A 17,871-nucleotide genomic window follows, 5' to 3' on the forward strand; every position below is an offset into this window, starting at 1 on the left:
GTCGGTTTGGGCGGCAGATCGAAATGGTTCGGGTAAGCAGATAGATTGGCATTTTACCACAAAACAAGCAAGAGGTAAACTAAAACATCTATATCCTAACTTATAATGCGGTCAAAGCAATACGTGGGCAGGACTTAAAATAAGGTTTAAGGTACATTCATTTACAGTAGTCATAATAACGCCAAACGCTTGATGCAAACAAATAGTTGCCACTGGCACTCACAAAAGAAATTCCATAAAACAAGCGTTATAGATCGAAATAGTGTTGGCTCAGAGCAACAAATAGTCTGCCGGATAACATCATCCAAGTATTTGGTGGATAGCCAGATAGCTCAAACAGGGCTTAACAATACGACAAGCACGATCAAAATATCAACAGAATAGAAAAAGGCTAACTTGTGGGCGTTTAGCCCACATTGTTAGATCTTATGTTTGGGTTTATTGGTGTTTTTTTGCAGATCCGTATTTCATTTGTACGACCGTTAGAAGGCCTGCTGCAACTACGCAGGAAATTAGCACAATTATCAGTGACTGCAAAGGACTAAAGGGAACAAACGAATCAGCATCAGAATTTGAAGCCGCATTGCCTACACTTTGAGCAACAACGTAGATGTCTGAATTTGAAGACTCAAACGCAGAAGCACTACTTGTTGTTGTGGTTTCGATGGTATTTGGATCAGTATGTGTTGTTAGAATTTCCCCAAAGTAGTCTACACCGAATTCGCAGTCTTTCTTGGGGGCGTATACGTTGTTCGCTACATACAGAGTCTTGCCGTCGGGGGATATGGCAATTCCTTGGGGGTAGTTTACGCCGGCACTGATAGTGTACTCAACGCGGTTAGTGTTTGTGTTTATTACTGAAACTGTATTATTCCATAACTCAGTGACATACAAATATTTTCCATCAGGGGATACCGTTAACCCATTTGGGGCGCCTAAGCCAGATATAGCTGTAACTATGGTGTTGGTTTTGGTGTCTACTACATAAACGCCCAGAGTACCTGTCAGATAATCTGTAAAGCCTGCTATGTAAAGGAATGCTCCATCAGGTGATATTGCCAAATAATTGATGCCGTTGCCATAGCCAAAGGATATGCGGGCTACTCGTGTGTTAGTTGTGGTGTCTACTACTGAGATAAAGCCTGTGCCTTGTGTGAAATAAACGTATTTTCCGTCAGGTGAGACAACTAAATCCAGAGGGATTCCATCTATGAAAGACAGTACAGATGAGATAGAGTTTGTGGCTGTATTTATCACTAAAAGATCTCCGCCGCCTCCAACTGCTGCCTCAGAGGGTTTGTTGTCTAGTACATAGACATATTTGCCATCAGGGGACACTGCCAAGGCCAAAGGATCATCTATGCCCATAACTGTTGCCACCACTGTGTTTGTAGCGGTGCTTATAACAGAAAGTGATGCATTCATAACTGTAGCCTCAAATAGTTGGCGTCCATCGGGCAGTACATAGGGCACGTCCAGTTGGGCGTAGTATAGGTCGCGGTTTATGACATAGACGTATTTGCCATCAGGGGATGTAGTTGCTGCCCAGGGTTTGTCGCCGGTCTTTATTGATGTTAAGAGTTTGTTGGCAGAGGTGTCTATTACAGAGACGGTTTCGCTGTTTGTGACGTAGATGTTTTTGCCATCGGGAGATATTGCTATGGACCATAGATATCCTCCGACAAACACTGTGGGTTCGCTGTTTGCCGCGGATAAGACAGGCAAAGACAGGCAGGTAACTAGGAAAACAGCCACCATTAACCCACCGAAGATATAGTTTAGGTTTAGTTTCATGGTACATTTCTCCTTTTTCGTTGTTAGATGTTGTGTGCAGTGAACCATATATTACTTACTATTGACAATGGTAGGTAAATTTTGGTTATATCCAAAACATAGACTAGGACATATTACTCATCCTGAAATGCTGCTGATCATACACAACAATATCAGGCTTTAAGCGCAACGAATCAAACGGAGAAAACGGACAACCGCTCTGCCCAGCAACAACAACACGATCACTATACACAACTAACGACGGTGACCCCCCACCACCAATAACAGTTTCCCCATTGGCGCCAACACAACAAGACAAATAACACGCAGTATACCAAGCACCATCAAAATACTCATAGCCAGCAACATATACATCATCTAAGGCTAAATAAGACAGAAAACGCAACGCATTCTCCTCATCAAGAAAAAGAATTCCCGTAGGAGCACCAGGATTAAACCGTCCCAAAGCATCATTATAGAGATAATACTTCTGATTCTCCGCCATCATCATAACACACCCATTTTGATAAGCCAAATCTTGAACCTGCATAGCTGTATAAACAACCGCCCCAACACCACAAACAAGCACACACACCAACAAAATAGTTGAAACTAAACGACGGCGTTTCTTAGAAGAGCCATTTTTGAGGAAATTTATGTTCTGAATCCTCTGAGTTATTTTGGGATGCGACGCAAGAAGTAAACGCGGCGCAGGAACAAGCGGAGAAACAAGAAACAAATTAGAAGACACAACATCAACAAAGCGAGGCTTAGGAAATTGTGCTACAACAGATTCGATTTTTGCAAGAACCCCCGCCAACACACCCGGCTCATCAAGTAAAACAGCCGCTTTTGCATCTGCATGCAACTCCCGCTCTTTTTGCACATGGGATGCCGCAAGATAGGCAAAGGGATTAAAAAATGACAAAACACTCAAGGCGTTTACAGTGCTTTTGAAGAGAAAATCTTTCTCTTTGATATGCACCATCTCATGCGCAATCACAGCAGACAGCTCATCAAGATTAAGCATATTTAGAAGCCCCAAAGAAAAAACTATGGTAGCCCCACGTCCATGCCCAACAGTGAAGGCATTAGGCACCAAATCATCCACTAAACCAACTTTGGGCGCCTTAAGATCAAGACTACGCGCGGTTGTCTTAACTTTTTGTTGAACATCCACATACTCATCTGGAGCCATCAAAACGATATGAAACCGCTTATGAGCAAATCTGCTACCAAAACACAGTACCAAACCCAAAAAAACAACCGCGGTAATAGCTCCGCTAAGACAAATCAAGCCGGTAACCGACAAAACACTAGGTGAGACAGCAAGGATTTCATAACCTGAAACTTTGATTGAAATGGTTTGAACCGCCGCCATCATTATCTGAGGCTGAAATACAAGCAACACACAAACCGGAAGAACCAACGGCACTAACCACATTAAACTCCGACGATACCTAGAGATCGAGGGGTTAAGTTTTAGGTAAATTTTAATGAAGAAAAAAGCTGCAAGAAGAGAAACTAGGGAGTAGAAAAAGGCAGGCTGGCTGAGTTGAAATACAAAATCAGCAATACTCACCATAGCAAATCATCAGCGTTATTTCTGTTTTTCTTTTAGGTTTTTCTCAACCCGCTCTTTTAGAGCCTCTAATTCTTGATCATTGAGTACCGCTTTGTCTACAAGACAAGTAGTTACCAAATCACCAAAATTATCTAAAAGACTACCCAGCACCTGACGAACAGCCGTTTCTTTAAAGTTGGTCTCCTCAAGTTTAGGCCAATACACATAGTAAAGGTAGGCTCCGCTTTTGCTTTTTTCAATTTTTCTATCAAGCAGGCCTTTTTCGTAGAGCCGATCCATTGTGTTCATAACGGTGGTGTATGCGATTGATTTTTGCTGTTTGAGTTTTTCTAACACTTCTCGAACGGTTATGGGATATTTTTTTAAATCCCACATGGTTTGAAGTATATTTGCCTCTAAGGGGCCAAGAAAAGCTTCCAGATTATTGCCTTCAGCATTGTACTGAATAAATGAGACTTTCTTTTCTTCAGTCGTTGTTTCTTCCTCAGATACCACCATGCATGGTAGGTATTTAATGTTTTCCAAAACCTCTACCAACATCAGAAACATACCGCCATAGAGACAGACAAAAAAATAGAGACCTCGAAAAGCCGCCGTGCCTGCAAAGAAAGCACCGATTTTATGACATCCACAGGCGACCTCCTGTGTTGGTTAACCGTACTCCAGGGATCTGGATAAATGTTTGACAGGCCAGCTATTTTGTAATTTGCAACATCTATTTGTTAGTGCCATCCATCATTCAAGTTGGGTTGGTTTTTCTTTCGGTGGGTTTGGTGGTAAAAAGGGAGTATTCTTCTTGGGTTGCTAGGAAGTCGATGGGCAGGTGGATGTCGCCTGCGGTAATCAGTCCTTGGCCTTGGTTTAACTCTAGCAATGCTTCTTGTTCGGTATGGGACAATCCTAGGGTTTGGCCTGCAAGTCTTATGGCGGATTCGTCTTGTCGGAGCAGCATTTTGGTTGCGCAGTTTTCAATAACTGCTTTCCCAGATTGGTTTTCCACCACATCGGCTAAACGTTGGGAGTTTAGCAGTAAAATTACGTTTCGTTTTCTGCCTCGGCGTGAGACGCCTTCAAGAAAGCTAGCTGAGGCGGGCAGTGCGGTGTATAGCCAGAGTTCATCGATTATCACTAGTTTGGGGGTGTGGAGAGGGAGGAATTTGGTGTTGTCAAGCATTTGCCAGATTTTACTAAAGACCAAAACGTTTGCCGCTTGAAAGGTTAGACTGCGGCGCTGTGTTAAGGCAAGCTGTCGGTGCAGACCGCTTAGGTTAAAGACCATGCGCTCAGAGAATCGCTGGGGTTGGCCCAGAGTTAGAAAACTATCAGGCCCTGTTACAAAGGGTGCGAGACGGTCTTTTAGGTTGGGGGGACTGTTTTGGTAGACTTCAAGCAGATCTTTGCTTATGCCCACAATAGTGCGCAGTTCTTGGTAGTTGTGGTGGTCCTCTATGCCGGTTAGATCGGCAAGGATGCCTGCTGCGGTGTCTTTGTTGTCGCTAAAGATCTGGATGGGATCTAAGCCTAACTGTTTCTCAGCGGTGATATCTAGGATTTCGGCGTCTGAGCAACGGGCGACTTCGCTGTATTCGTTTTCGGGATCCACGATGTAATAGGCGAGGTTTTTGTGTTTTTGCAGCAGACGGGTGAGGAGGATCTTTGAGGTGAAGCTTTTGCCGCTACCACTTTTTCCTAGGATCAATATGTTTTGGTTCATGCGTAAATGGGGATCAAACATTACCGGTGCGCCTGTGAGCTGATTTACACCTAAAAATACTCCGCCAGGCGACTCCACTAGATCAGCTGAGACAAAAGGAAAAAAGGCACTAGCAGTGGTGGTGTCCACTACAAGTTTTTTTGCTACCTCGCCTTGAGCCAGTTCAGGCTGCATATATGCGGGGCAGTCTAAGCGTATAAATCGTGCTTGGAGGGTGTCTTTAAGTTTTTTAGTGTTAGTTTTGAGTTCTGCAAGGGTGGCGGCTTCTATTGTAAGATTAATTTTTAATTCAAAGAGACGCGTGGTGGCAGCGATGAGATTTTGGTAGGTGACTTGAGCCATGTTGTGTTTATGTTTGATTTCGTCTTTGGTTAGACGGCCCTTGGTTTGATCAGCTAAGAGAATGCTCTTTAGTAATCTGAGGTATTTGCCCATTTGTGCAGAGGCCGCCTCAGGGGAGAGAGGCCTAATACAGATCAACACACGCTCACATAACCCATAGAGTTCACTTATAAATCCGGGCAACAATGTTCCGGGCAACTGATACACTGTGAAGGTTTGTTCGAGTCTACCGCTCTCAAGGGTGAGATATTTAGAAAAAGTTTGGGTAACTTTGGTTTGGGGGAGCTCAGTTAGGGGTTGGTGTTTAAAGCCGCATTGCTCAATTAACCAATCAAGGGGTTCTTGGGTTTGGAGGTAGAAGCGATAGTAGGTGGTTGTGAGTTGGTTTTCTGCGATTTCAAGGGTTTGTTGAGTTTTTTGAGCACTTAGTTTTGTTTCACAAGGCAAACTGTTTAGGAGCCGTTGGAAGCGCCCAAGAGTTTCAACACGCCTTTGTTTGGGAAGCATGACAAAATTTACGGGGAACACTTCATAGGTGCACAGAGAAGTTTCAGGGGTTGATTTTTTTAGTTTCTGCGTTTTGGGTTGCCTCCGTTTTAGAATTAACGTTTAGGGTTATTTGTTGGATGGGTTCTTGGGCGTCTTCGGGCTGGATAGTTATTTGGAAAAGGCCGAAGCGGTCAGGAACAATGTAGGTGCAAAAAAAGCCCTCTTTATCAGTCAGACCCTTTGCATAGGGGATGTTGTCTAGATTTACGTTGAAGGGTTTATCTGAGAGAACCTCACCAGTTGTGAGATCTTTGAGTACACCAACCACTTTTAGGGGGACCCCAAGAGTGGCCGAGAGCAACAACGACTGGGTTGGAGGCTCAATCGACTCGGGGTTAGTTGGGGGTTTTTGCAAGGGACCTCTTTGTATCAGGTAGAGCAGGTGAACTTCGGGGGGCAGAGTTTTGATTTTTCGAGTAAAAATGGCAGCACCACTAAAAAATATCGACCCGGCTACCACAATTTTTAGCGCCAAATCAGAAAAAAGAAGCGAACCAAGCCAAGCCAAGAGACCAAAGACTAAAAAGATAAGGGTTTGACGTATAGAAAACCGGCCAAGCGGAGTATCAAGTATAGGTTCATGAAAAAACCCCACATCCTCAAACCACAAAGACGACACCAACTCAGACAACCAAACCACCCTCAACAATAACAAAGATCAACAAACCGCATTGGCTACAACTTGATTTAGTTAATTTACACACTACTACTGAGATAGCCATAGCATCATCACTCACACTATTTGCCAAGAATTTTTAAACCAAACAGGCAAAAATTAAAATGCAGATCAAAGAAACACGTGATACTCTAAAGAACAACAGGTACAGTACAAAGTTTTATGTTTGCAGAGCACTCAACAGAGATCGTTATAAGGTGTGTAAAAAATCGCCATTGGTGTCTATTCGACTTTTCAGCATTAACATTAATCCTGCCAACTGAGATACAGAAAACAAGCGTATGTTCTTGTGTAGATACAAATTTTGCTGAAAACAAGGTGTGTAACGTTTAGAGAAATCTGCTCCACCGCCGCATAAACCATTTTGACACCTACTGCACATCAACCCGTCTGCAAAGAGCGGATCGACCTGCGTCTTCTCAAAAACAACAAGAAAGCAGTTACAACTAACACAGGCACTACACACAATACCGCCAAAACAGGAGTAGATAATATAGAATCAGGTTCAGAAACAACCGTGAAAACAACCGTCTCTGAAACACCAACATTACCAAACATATCCTCCGCAAAAACCACCACACTATAAACACCCGAAGACAAGTCTGACAAAGTAGCATTACCCTCAACAGTCACAAGATCCCCGCCATCAACACAATAATACAACAAACTACACGGACGATCCACAACAAACTCCAACTCTATACTCGACCCATTATAAACCTGGCTCACCGGAGAAACCAGCTCAACCACAGGAACAGACCGATAACCAAACGGCACATACATCTCATTAAACGCAACAGACACCACAGAAGAACTCCCAGCAACCTCCGAAGAAACATAGCCGCCAATCACATACAAAACATCATCAACTATTACCGCACCAAAATCAAACCGAAGATGAGGCATAGCCTCCCCAAGTAACCAAGAATTATCAGCAAAATCATAAGCCTGATTAGTCAACACCTCACGAAAAGTACTACCCGGCGCTTGCCCCAAAAAATAAACCCTCTGAGGAGCAAAAACACCCGAAGTCATCAAACCCACCCCAGAACAAAAAATCATAGGCCCCACCACCTCCCGACTCCAAACACAAAACACAGGATCATAAACCAAAACCATCGGCTCAGGAGAACCATAAATATAGAGATCACTCCACTCTGGAAAATCGCGGGATACAAACTCACCAGTAAATACAATCTTATTATCCATAACAAACGCAACAGGACGCGAACTAGCCACCGAACGACTACTCTGAGGAGTCACAGGCATCAAACCTTGATCAGTCCACACCCCAGTAAGCGGATCAAACATACACAAATTATGAAAACCCATCGGAACAAAAATTTGCCCATTTACAACCAACGCTTGTCTGTTCGTCAACGTGTAGGGCGGACGGGCCAGACCCTTTGTCCAGGTGTTTGTGGTCGTATCATAAACCTCAACCACATCCGAAGTGATATACGAATAGAATCCCCACCGATCCTTGGTTACACCCACATATCCGCCTATGCAATAAATCTTGTTTTGATAAGCTGCTATAGCAAAATGACTCCTAGGCGTAGGCATAGCCGCCAAAGTAGTCCAAGTATCCGTCACAGGATCATACACCTCATTAGTACCCACAAGTTTATCAGGAAATAGACCCGAGGTGGTGCCGCCGATCGCATAGATCTTACCCTCCACAGCAACAACCCCCAAACCCGATCTCGCCTGAGACATCGAAGCCTTTGAACTCCAAGAATCCTCAACCAAAGGCAAAGCCTCAACCGAACAAACCCCAACAGCCAAAAATACTCCTGTAAAAAAGAGAAACAACACGAAACAAACAAACCTATTCATGCCTATCCCCGCTATAACTCCACATTATACAACATAAAGTTTACGTAAAAATGAATCAAACCCAACCCAACCGGCCATAACTCTAACAACACAAAACAGAGACTTTGCCTTTGTGTTAGTGCAAGTTGACGGTGCAGGGTAAAAATTAGAGAGAGCCTTTTTTGCTCAATTTGAAAAAGTCGTTAGATAAACAATGAAGAGAGGAGGAAGAAAAGCTGGGTAGCGGTGAATTGTGAGGGTGGGGTTTGTTGTTGTGGTTAGGTGGTCATTTTTTTGAGTGATTGGAGGCACCAGTAGAATATGATGATGGACATAATGCTGATTATGATAAAGCCTAGGGGTATGTTGATGCTTTGAAAGTTTCCGACAAAGAGGTCGCGGGTTGCGTTTACGCCGTATGAGAAGGGATTGATTTTTGCGAGGTATTGCAGCCAGAGGGGGGCAAGTGCTAGGGGGAGAAATATGCCGGATAGAAGTGAGACTGGGAGGGTTATGGTGTTTAGGGTGGGTGCTAGGGCGTCTTCGACTTTGTAGATAAGCGCAAAGGAGTAGGAGAGGCAGGCCATGATGGCGCCTATTAGGACATAGAGGACTAGGGATAAGGCAAAGCCGGCGGGGTTTAGGGTTAGTCCAAAGGGGAGGGCGACCAGTGTTATTAGTATGCACTGAGCAAGCAAGACAACTACGTCGCGTAGGACTTTGCCAAGTATGATGGCTGAGCGGCTCACTGGGGTGACGAGGTAGCGTTGAATGACGCCTGAGCGGATTTCATCGATTAGAGGAAAGCCTACAAATGCGCAGCCGAAAATTGCTTGCATGACCAAAAGTCCGGGGATGAAAACGTTTGCAGTGTTTCCATCAGTAAACCCTGGAACACTTCCCAATCCGCCCAGCAACGGCATGTACAAAATAAGATACATCAAAGGCTGGAACATGTTTATGAAGATAAATATGGGACTTTTGAGGCTGTGAATCATATTTGCGCTAAACATCAGGCGTACGTCATGGAGTAACTTCATTGTTTTTCACCGTCTTCGCGCATTGAGCGTCCAGTATATTTTAAGAACACATCATCTAAACTGGGCCGGGCAAGGGTCACACTATGAACGGGTAAATCGGAACCATCCAATAAGCGTAGCAGATCGGGCAGTGTTTTTTCGCCATCCTTTAGGGTAAGATAAACCGAGTTCTCACTCACTTGGAGGCGCTCCAGCTTTACATGGGTGGTTAGCAATTCTTCAGCTTTATGGACAACCTCAGGGGAGGTAAAACTAAAAACGATGGTGTCGCCGCCTACGGAGCGTTTTAACTCATCAGGGGTGCCTTGGGCTATAATTTGGCCATGATCAATAATGGCGATGGTATCACAGAGTTTGTCTGCTTCATCCATGTACTGGGTTGTTAGCAGTATGGTAACGCCGTCGTCTTTGAGTTTTTGTATCTCAACCCAAAGATAGGCCCGGCTCTGGGGATCAAGCCCTGTTGTGGGCTCATCAAGTAAGAGCAATTTAGGGTGATGAATCATCCCCAAAGCGATATCTAAACGCCGCTTCTGTCCACCGGAATAAGTGGATGCAGGGCGATCGATGTAGCTAGTCATTTGAAAGCGCTGAGAAAATTCGGCGGCGGAGCGTTTAGCAGTTGTTGCGTCTATGCCAAAGAGTTGGGCTTGGAGAACCAAATTCTCTGTTCCACTAAACGCTAAATTTGCTCCTCCGGCTTGGCTTACAAAGCCTACGTTTTGGCGAATTTTATCGGACTGTTTAACTAAATCATAACCTAGAACGGTTGCTTCTCCTCCGCTGGGACGCAGAAGGGTTGAGAGCATTTTTTGAGTGGTTGATTTTCCAGCACCATTTGGACCCAGAAACCCAAAAATTTGTCCCCGCTTAACAACTAAATCCACTCCTCGAACAGCTTCCACTTGGCGTTTCTTACCGCGTTCCTTTAAAACAAAAGTTTTTTGCAACTGTTTAATCTCAATAACACAATCACTATTCATAAGGCGACCTCGCCTCAGCGCTATATAAGACTTCAGCACCCCAAGACAAGATAAGATCCTAACACAACAACCAAATTTAATTACCAACCACAACAAACAAAACAAAACAAGACCTATGAGGGAGAATCGGGGTTGTTTTTACAGAAGCCCAGAAGTCTGTTTTGGCTACCAAGGGTTGGGTCTATTTCGATGGTTGCCATCTCGGGGTGGTCGGGTTCAAATTTTGCAGATTTTGCCACTATGGTGGCTTTCCATTCAGTGAGTTTGTCTTTTAGTTTATCTGCATCGATTTGGTTGGGGACTATAAAGATTGTTGGGAAGCCCATTTGTTTGTTGCGTCTATAGTTGTTCTCTAGGCGGTCCCAGTGTTTTTGTGGGTAGCTCTCTACTTCAACTGCAAAGCTGTGTTTGTAGTTCCAGCAGTTGGGGTCGATGTGGCCTTTGCCTTTTGGGGTGGGGATTGGCAGGGTGGGGGTGATGTAGAGATCGGCTATGCTTGCATCTGTTTGGCCTGTGTCTATGGTTACGATCCAGCCGTTTTGCCAGTACTTTTTTTGTTGGGTTATGATGGTTTGTATGTGTTTAACTCCGCCTGCTTTTTCTCCTCTAAAGGTGCTATCGAGAAGCCGCCTAGCAACTTCATCGTCGGCTATGGCTAAACTCCATATGCGCAGGTGTTCGGGTTTGTTTGGGTCGGTTTTGGGGTTGTTGTTAGGTGTTGTTTGATTTTTGGGGTTTGTTTGGTCTCTATAGGTTAGCCAGGCGTTGCGTTTGAGGTTGTCGATGGTGAGGTTTTTTAGGGCATTGGTTAGTTCGGCTTCGGTTAGGGCGTAGGCTTTGGGTTGAGTGTGGTTGTATAGGAGTTGTTTGCGCAGGGTTTCTTCATCGGTTGTGCCGCCGAATAAGCGCAGGGTTAGCAGGACTAGCCACTCAGCGGGGGTTATGGGCCAGTCTAGAAAGGTTTGGGGGGTGGTTTGGTTTTTTGTTTGGCCCATAAGGGTTGTGGGGTCGATTTTGTGTCCGTATTTTTGGAGGCTGTGCTTGATTATGTGCTCGGGGTTGGTGGGTCCGGTTTTGTGGTCTATGGTTTGGAGGACTTGGTATTCGCGGTTGCCTTGGAAGGGGGTGGAGACAAAGAAGTGGTGACGGGGCAGATTCATCAGGGTTTGATATCCGTATTTTTTGGGGTAGAATTTTTCAAGGGTTTTGGCGGTGTCTGCTCCGACTTGAAAAGAGATTATGGTTTCGCATGTTTGGGTGATGGCTTCTTGGATGTCTTTGCGATATTGTTCGAGGTATTGGCTGGCTAGGGTCAGATATACATGGAATTTTCGCAGTGATTGGAGGGTTTCGGGGATGCTTTTGGTGGTGTATCGGTAGGCTTCATCGATATATACAAAGAAGGGTGTACGGTCTTTTTCGGGGGTGTCTTCGCGTGACATGGCGGCGAGGTAGGTGCTAGATAGGATGAGGCTACCTACAAAGTTGGCTATATCGGTTGTGATGCGGCCCTCGGGGAGATCGACTATGATGAATTTTTGTTGATCCATGGCGTCTCGGAAGTTTAAGCCGTTTTTCTCGCCCATAAAGAGAGGTAAAATTATGCGTTCCTGAACTAGGCGGTAGAGTTTAGTTAGAACTGCTATGGAGGCGTCTTTGGGCATTTTTTGGTATTGGTTTTCCCAAAAGAGTTTGACATTTGGGTCTTTGCAACTGCTAAGCAGGGTTTCTCTGAATTTGGAATCAACTAATAATTTGTAGAGATCGGGGAGTTTGGCGTTTTCTTTTTCTAGGAGCAGGTAGAGGGCGTTTAGCAGGATCATGTCTAGGCGGGGGCCCCAGTAGCGTTCATAGATTTTTTCTAGGGTGTCCATGAACATGCGGGCGACTATGTCGCGAAGGGTGGGATCAGGTGAGTCTAAAAAGTTGATTTGGACGACTTGGTGGTTGTATTTAGTTTCAAAGGCTGACCAGGGATTGATATAGATTACTTTGTCCCATTTTTCAGCTGGGATATGGGATAGGATGAGGGGTGTGAGGTCGTGGTGGGAGTCTAGGACTAAGAAGCCTTCGTTGGCGTCGATGTGTTGTTTTATTAGGGAGAGCAAGAAGCGGGTTTTACCTGAGCCGGGAAAGCCCATAACCAGCAGGTGTATACGGTCAGAGCCATAGATACCGCGCTGTAATTTTTTTCCAATCACGGGATCCGTCTCGGCGTCAATACCCAATATGTGGAGACGGGCGCGATTTAGCTCATCTGGAGTTGGTTGTGGTTTAGTCATTGTAAGCCTCGCTTGGCAGATAATATAATCTGTTTTAAAAAGCAAAACCACAGGTTAGGTCAACTCAAAAAATGGATCGGCACATTTTTTGGTGTGTAGTGCAGAGGGGTTAGTTTGTTGTTGGTTTGTGGGTTGTTTGGTTATGGTTTATAGGGAGGTATGGGGTGAGACTGTTCCTACTCAGCTATCGTTATGCGCAATTTGGACATAACATTCGGTATTTGGAGTGTGTACTCCGAATTTTTTGTTTGACAGCATCACAGGCACTCTTCACCCAACTGGGTTAGTGGATATAATAATTTAAATGTTACTTAAGATATAACAAATCTCAAACTATTTTGGCTCACAAATGAATCATACACGACCCCAAACCAACATAAATATCAAAAAAAAACCACACACCAACCAAACACACCAACAGACAGGAACCACCACACAGCTCAGTTATAAAAAAGAGAAAAATACGAAAAAGAAACCCGTTCCAGAACAATATCAGCATGCTATAGGGATTCGAACCTCACCTTCCGCATCATCAGTTCAACAGTTCCAGTGACAATCAAGTTTGTTGGATCAAAACCAGAAGCATCACTGACAAGAAAGAGGCATATTGCTAAAGCCGCCTCTTACAGAGCCGCCGCAACAACTTTTTATGTGTTACTACGGAGAAATAGCGTAAGGGAAGGCTTGCGATGCATTTAACATTTGAAGACATAATGAACGATGATGCAGACAACATCGAGATTTATCGCAATATTCTTAAACGATATAAAGACAGGGGACTTGTGCCGTTCGTCGGTGCGGGATTATCTGTTCCCGCCGGGTTCCCGTCCTGGAGAGCCTTTTTGGATATTGAAAAGGATGATCCGTCCGATCCGCTAGATGTTGCTTCAGAACTATCCACTAAACGTGGCGGCGAACATCTTTTCCAAATAGATGTTGCAAACGCCTTTGGCGGCAAATTTTTACCGGCCGATTGGAACCGCCGTGCGAGCCGGGTTCAAAATGAAGCGATCGGTTTGCTACCTAAACTCTTTAGAGGTGTTGTAATCACAACAAACTTTGACAGATTATTAGAGCACCTCTATAGCGGTGCAGTTGTTGCCCACCCAGGTGAATATAGTAAGCTCAACCGTGCTGTACAAATGGGAACATCTGCGATTTTAAAGCTTCATGGTTGTGTACTCAAACCAGACAGCATCATTTTAACACGTGAATCATATAGCCAAGCATATCCAGATACAGACAAAAAAACAGATTTCATTATAGCATTAGAAAAAATTCTTACTAACCAAACGGTGCTTTTCCTAGGATGTAGTCTCAAAGACGACCATACATTAAAACAATGGGCAAAAATGCTTACACAACCAGAGGGTGAAGGCATAGAGCATTTTGCAATAGTTAATTGCACAAAAACTGAAATGCCAAAAAAACGTGCCGATTTGGGGGAGATGAATATTTTCCCCATCTTGTATAACCATATCAGAACGGATGATGATGATAAAGAAAATCATGATGCCGTTCGAATTATTTTAGAGAGACTCTACAGAGACACTAATGGTGGTCAACCGTTAAACAACCTTCCTCCAAAGAACCCCTACTTTACAGGTCGAGAGAACCAACTCGAGGGACTGCAAAAGACATTTGATGATATGCATGCAATACGGGTTGTTAGTGGTTTGGGGGGTGTGGGTAAAACTCAGACTGTGTTGGAGTATGCTCATAGGCATTTAGATGGCTATGGTGATGGGGTTTGGTGGTTGAATGCTGAGAGTGAGCTGGATCTGATGCAGGGTTGTCGGGAGGTTTTGATAAAAGTTGGCGTGCTTGATGAGGTAAAAGCATCGGATATAAAACCTGATGAGTTGCTTAATCGTTGGCAGTATTGGTTGGGTGAGCATAGAAAGCGTCTGCTTATTTTTGATAATGCCGAGAGTGAGATAGTTGTAGAGCGGTATATGTCAAAAAAGTATTGTGGTCATGTGTTGTTGACTACGCGTGATGCTAGTTGGGGTGGTGAACCTACTATGGGTTTGCCTTTGATGTCTGAGTCGGAAGCTGTGGAGTTTTTATTGAAACGCACTGGGCGAAAAGAACAACAACATACTTGGGCTGGAGTGGAGGATGTGGCGAAGCGGCTTGGCTATTTGCCCCTTGCACTTGAACAAGCCGCCGCATACATGCGAAATGTCGAGTGGTCATTTTCTGGATACTTGGATATGCTATCAGGGCATGGTTTAAGTACCCTTGATAAAGACTATGCAAAGCCAGATGAAAAATATTACAAAAAAATCGTGACAACAACGTGGCAAATTTCGTTTGATAAAATTAAAAGGGAAAACAATATTGTCAGCGAGTTGTTTAATGTATTTGCGTATGTGGATTCAAATAATATACCGCTTGAGGTTTTTGTAGAACATCAAGAATTGATGTTTTTTGTAGATTTACAAAAAATAGATAAATTGTGTATTGTTGATGCGGTTGCTTTGTTGTTGCGTTATTCACTTATTGAGCGAGAGGGCAAAGACGATTACTTAATCAACATACATCGGCTTGTGCAAGAGATTGTGCGGGATATACACAAAAATTATGCGGATACATCTTATGTAACATGTTGTTTTAAAGTTCTGTATAAAGCAGTACCTAAAAATTATGATAGTGAACGGGGAACACGGCCTTTATTTGAACGAGTTGCGAAACATGCTTTGGCAGCGACTAAATATTATGAAAACACTTGCGACAATAATGCTACACAGAAAATTGTTGGTGAGGCATATCATTTTGTAGGATTAGGATACATAGAGACCACGCAATTTAGTACAGCTATAGATGTGTATAATAGTGCTGCAACGGTATTCGAAAAAGTCTGGGGCAAAGAACAGCCCGAAACCGCATCTATCTACGGCAACATTGCATACACCTATGAACAGCAGGGAAAATTTGATGAAGCATTAAAGTGGTATATGAAAGCTCTATCTATAAAAGAGTGGATGCTGGGCAAAAAGCACCAAAGCACCGCAATAACCTACAACAACATCGCAAACGTATACCAACATCAGGGTAATTATTCTATGGCAACTGAGTGGTATGAGAAAGCTCTAGCCGCCAAAGAGGAGGCATTTGGTAAAGAACACCCAAACACAGCAATAACCTACAACAACATCGCAATCACACACAGTATACAGGGTGATTATGACAAGGCATTGGAATGGTATGACAAGGCTCTAACAATTCTCAAAAGAAAGCCAGGTAAAGAACACACCGAAACCGCAAATACATACACCAACATCGCACTAGTTTATTCTGAACAGGGGCGGTATGTTGAGGCATTGGAGTTGTGTGATAAGGCTCTAACAATTTGTGAGAGTGTGTTAGGTAAAGAACACCCAAACACAGCAATAAAATACGGCAGCATCGCATACGTCTACAAACAACAGGGAAGATTTGATGAAGCATTAAAGTGGTATAGTAAGGCTCTAACAATTTTTGAAAAGACATTAGGTAAAGAACACCCCGAAACCGCAGCCACATATTGCGGTATCGCAAACCTTTATGAACAGCAAGGAAAATATTTTGATGCTGTGGGTGTGTATGAGGAAGTTAAAGCTATCTATGAAAAAGTGTTTGGTGAAAAACACCAACTCACTGTATCCGTACAGGTTCACATAGCAAGGGTTATTGATAAGGTGAGGAGTTGTTAAGTACAGAACAACCTACGATGCAACCACACACAACATCACAAACACACACCTTACACATGGTGATTAGAACAAGACTCCAACTATAAAGGAGAGAAGAGAGTGAGTAAAAATCAGTTCAAGTTCGACCCCAACATGGCTGAGGCTTATGCTCGCGGACTCAAAGCAGAGCGAGAACGGTTGTTAAATACAGAACAACCCTACTCCGCAACCACACACAACAACATCGCAAACACATACTATATGGAGGGCGATTTTTTTAAGGCTTTGGAGTGGTATAAAAAGGCTCTTACAATCTGTGAGAGCGAGTTGGGTACAGAACACACACTTACAGCAACCACATACAACAATGTCGCAAACACGTTTATGCAGCAAAGTAGGCATGCTGAGGCTTTGGAGGGGTATAATAAGGCACTAACTATTCGTGAAAGTGTGTTGGGTAAAAAACACCCCGACACAGCAACCACATACAGCAAAATCGCAATCACATATAACAACCTAACAGACACCCATTGTTCTAAGGGGGAATATGTTGAGGCTTTAGAGTGGGGTAACAAAGCCATAGCAATCCATGAGAAAGTTTTGGTTGAAAAATACCCACACGCCGTAGTAGATACTTATCGTAAAATTGCAGGTATCTATTATCATCAGGGGATGTTTGTTGAGGCTTTAGAGTGGGGTAACAAAGCCATAGCAATCCATGAGAAAGTTTTGGGTAAAGAGCACCCAAACACTGCGGGTACTTACTATGATACTGCAGACATCTATAAACAACAAGAAAAGTTTGATGATGCATTAAAATATTATAGTAAGGCTCTGACAATTTTTGAGAAGACAATAGGTAAAGAACACTCAAACACCGTAGCCGCATACAACAACATTGAAGAAGTACGCAAACAGTTGGCAATACAAAAAAAAGGTAAAAAACGATTTTTTAATTGGTAATAAATACAAGTAGCTACAACCATCTGAAGCGGAAACAGAATTAAGTGCTGTTGCAAATGTTCCACCAAACAACACAAACCAACCCGCCAGACAACAACTCGCCCAACCCAACAACAAAACCAAAATCCAAGCCTGTTAGAGCTTTATAGAACCCCAGACATATTGGTACGGTGATATTGTGAGCGAAATGGTTTTTTGTCAAAGTTGCGGCATGCCCCTTGAAAACCAAGAAACAAAAGGCACAAACAAAGATGGAAACAAATCAGAGGACTACTGCACCTACTGCTACCAAAACGGCGCCTTTACACAAAACATAACAATGGACGAAATGATCGAAAACAACCTAAAATACCTCGACCAGTGGAACAAAAACAGCGGCCAAAACCTAACAGTAGAAGAAGCAAGAAAACAACTCAAAGCATATATGCCAAACCTAAAAAGATGGAAACAACAAAAACAACAATAACCA

At 43.6% G+C, this 17,871-nt stretch carries 12 protein-coding genes; 3 read left to right on the forward strand and 9 right to left on the reverse strand.

Annotated features, from left to right (window positions below):
- Positions 1-438: 438 nt before the first annotated feature.
- The 9 genes from FWF39_RS04455 to FWF39_RS04495 all read right to left on the reverse strand — a co-directional run bounded on the left by FWF39_RS04455 (position 439) and on the right by FWF39_RS04495 (position 12,762).
- On the reverse strand, positions 439-1,794 hold the full coding sequence (locus FWF39_RS04455) for a YncE family protein (protein ID WP_343382239.1): 1,356 nt from the start codon (positions 1,792-1,794) through the stop codon (positions 439-441).
- A 103-nt stretch (positions 1,795-1,897) separates the two neighbouring features.
- Entirely contained in the window at positions 1,898-3,358 is a 1,461-nt protein-coding gene (locus tag FWF39_RS04460) for a M48 family metalloprotease (protein ID WP_343382240.1), read from the reverse strand.
- 15 nt (positions 3,359-3,373) lie between these two features.
- Positions 3,374-3,883, reverse strand: a complete 510-nt coding sequence (locus FWF39_RS04465) for a BlaI/MecI/CopY family transcriptional regulator (protein WP_343382241.1) — start codon at positions 3,881-3,883, stop codon at positions 3,374-3,376.
- Positions 3,884-4,097: 214 nt separating this feature from the next.
- Positions 4,098-5,921, reverse strand: a complete 1,824-nt coding sequence (locus tag FWF39_RS04470; RefSeq protein WP_343382242.1) for an ATP-binding protein — start codon at positions 5,919-5,921, stop codon at positions 4,098-4,100.
- A 43-nt stretch (positions 5,922-5,964) separates the two neighbouring features.
- A complete protein-coding gene (locus tag FWF39_RS04475; RefSeq protein WP_343382243.1) occupies positions 5,965-6,594 on the reverse strand; it encodes a hypothetical protein in 630 nt (209 codons plus the stop codon).
- A 426-nt stretch (positions 6,595-7,020) separates the two neighbouring features.
- Positions 7,021-8,427, reverse strand: coding sequence for a kelch repeat-containing protein (locus FWF39_RS04480; protein WP_343382244.1), 1,407 nt, complete (start codon positions 8,425-8,427; stop codon positions 7,021-7,023).
- Positions 8,428-8,735: 308 nt separating this feature from the next.
- A complete protein-coding gene (locus tag FWF39_RS04485; RefSeq protein WP_343382245.1) occupies positions 8,736-9,497 on the reverse strand; it encodes an ABC transporter permease in 762 nt (253 codons plus the stop codon).
- The gene (locus FWF39_RS04490; protein WP_343382246.1) at positions 9,494-10,480 is read right to left on the reverse strand and encodes an ATP-binding cassette domain-containing protein; all 987 of its coding nucleotides are present in this window, start codon (positions 10,478-10,480) and stop codon (positions 9,494-9,496) included. Before FWF39_RS04490 ends, FWF39_RS04485 begins: the two co-directional genes overlap by 4 nt.
- A gap of 113 nt (positions 10,481-10,593) precedes the next feature.
- Positions 10,594-12,762 (reverse strand): type IV secretion system DNA-binding domain-containing protein, encoded by a 2,169-nt coding sequence (locus FWF39_RS04495; protein WP_343382247.1) that lies wholly within the window; start codon positions 12,760-12,762, stop codon positions 10,594-10,596.
- 713 nt (positions 12,763-13,475) lie between these two features.
- Between FWF39_RS04495 and fxsT the strand changes: the two genes are divergently transcribed.
- From fxsT to FWF39_RS04510, 3 genes are all read left to right on the forward strand, one after another.
- A complete protein-coding gene (gene fxsT, locus FWF39_RS04500; RefSeq protein WP_343382248.1) occupies positions 13,476-16,460 on the forward strand; it encodes an FxSxx-COOH system tetratricopeptide repeat protein in 2,985 nt (994 codons plus the stop codon).
- A gap of 99 nt (positions 16,461-16,559) precedes the next feature.
- A complete protein-coding gene (locus FWF39_RS04505; RefSeq protein ID WP_343382249.1) occupies positions 16,560-17,402 on the forward strand; it encodes a tetratricopeptide repeat protein in 843 nt (280 codons plus the stop codon).
- A gap of 187 nt (positions 17,403-17,589) precedes the next feature.
- Positions 17,590-17,868: a zinc ribbon domain-containing protein gene (locus FWF39_RS04510; protein ID WP_343382274.1), complete on the forward strand. Its 279-nt coding sequence runs from the start codon at positions 17,590-17,592 to the stop codon at positions 17,866-17,868.
- Positions 17,869-17,871 lie beyond the last annotated feature (3 nt).

The organism is Candidatus Bathycorpusculum sp., from assembly GCF_009778815.1.
GTDB lineage: Archaea > Thermoproteota > Bathyarchaeia > Bathyarchaeales > Bathycorpusculaceae > Bathycorpusculum > Bathycorpusculum hydrogenotrophicum.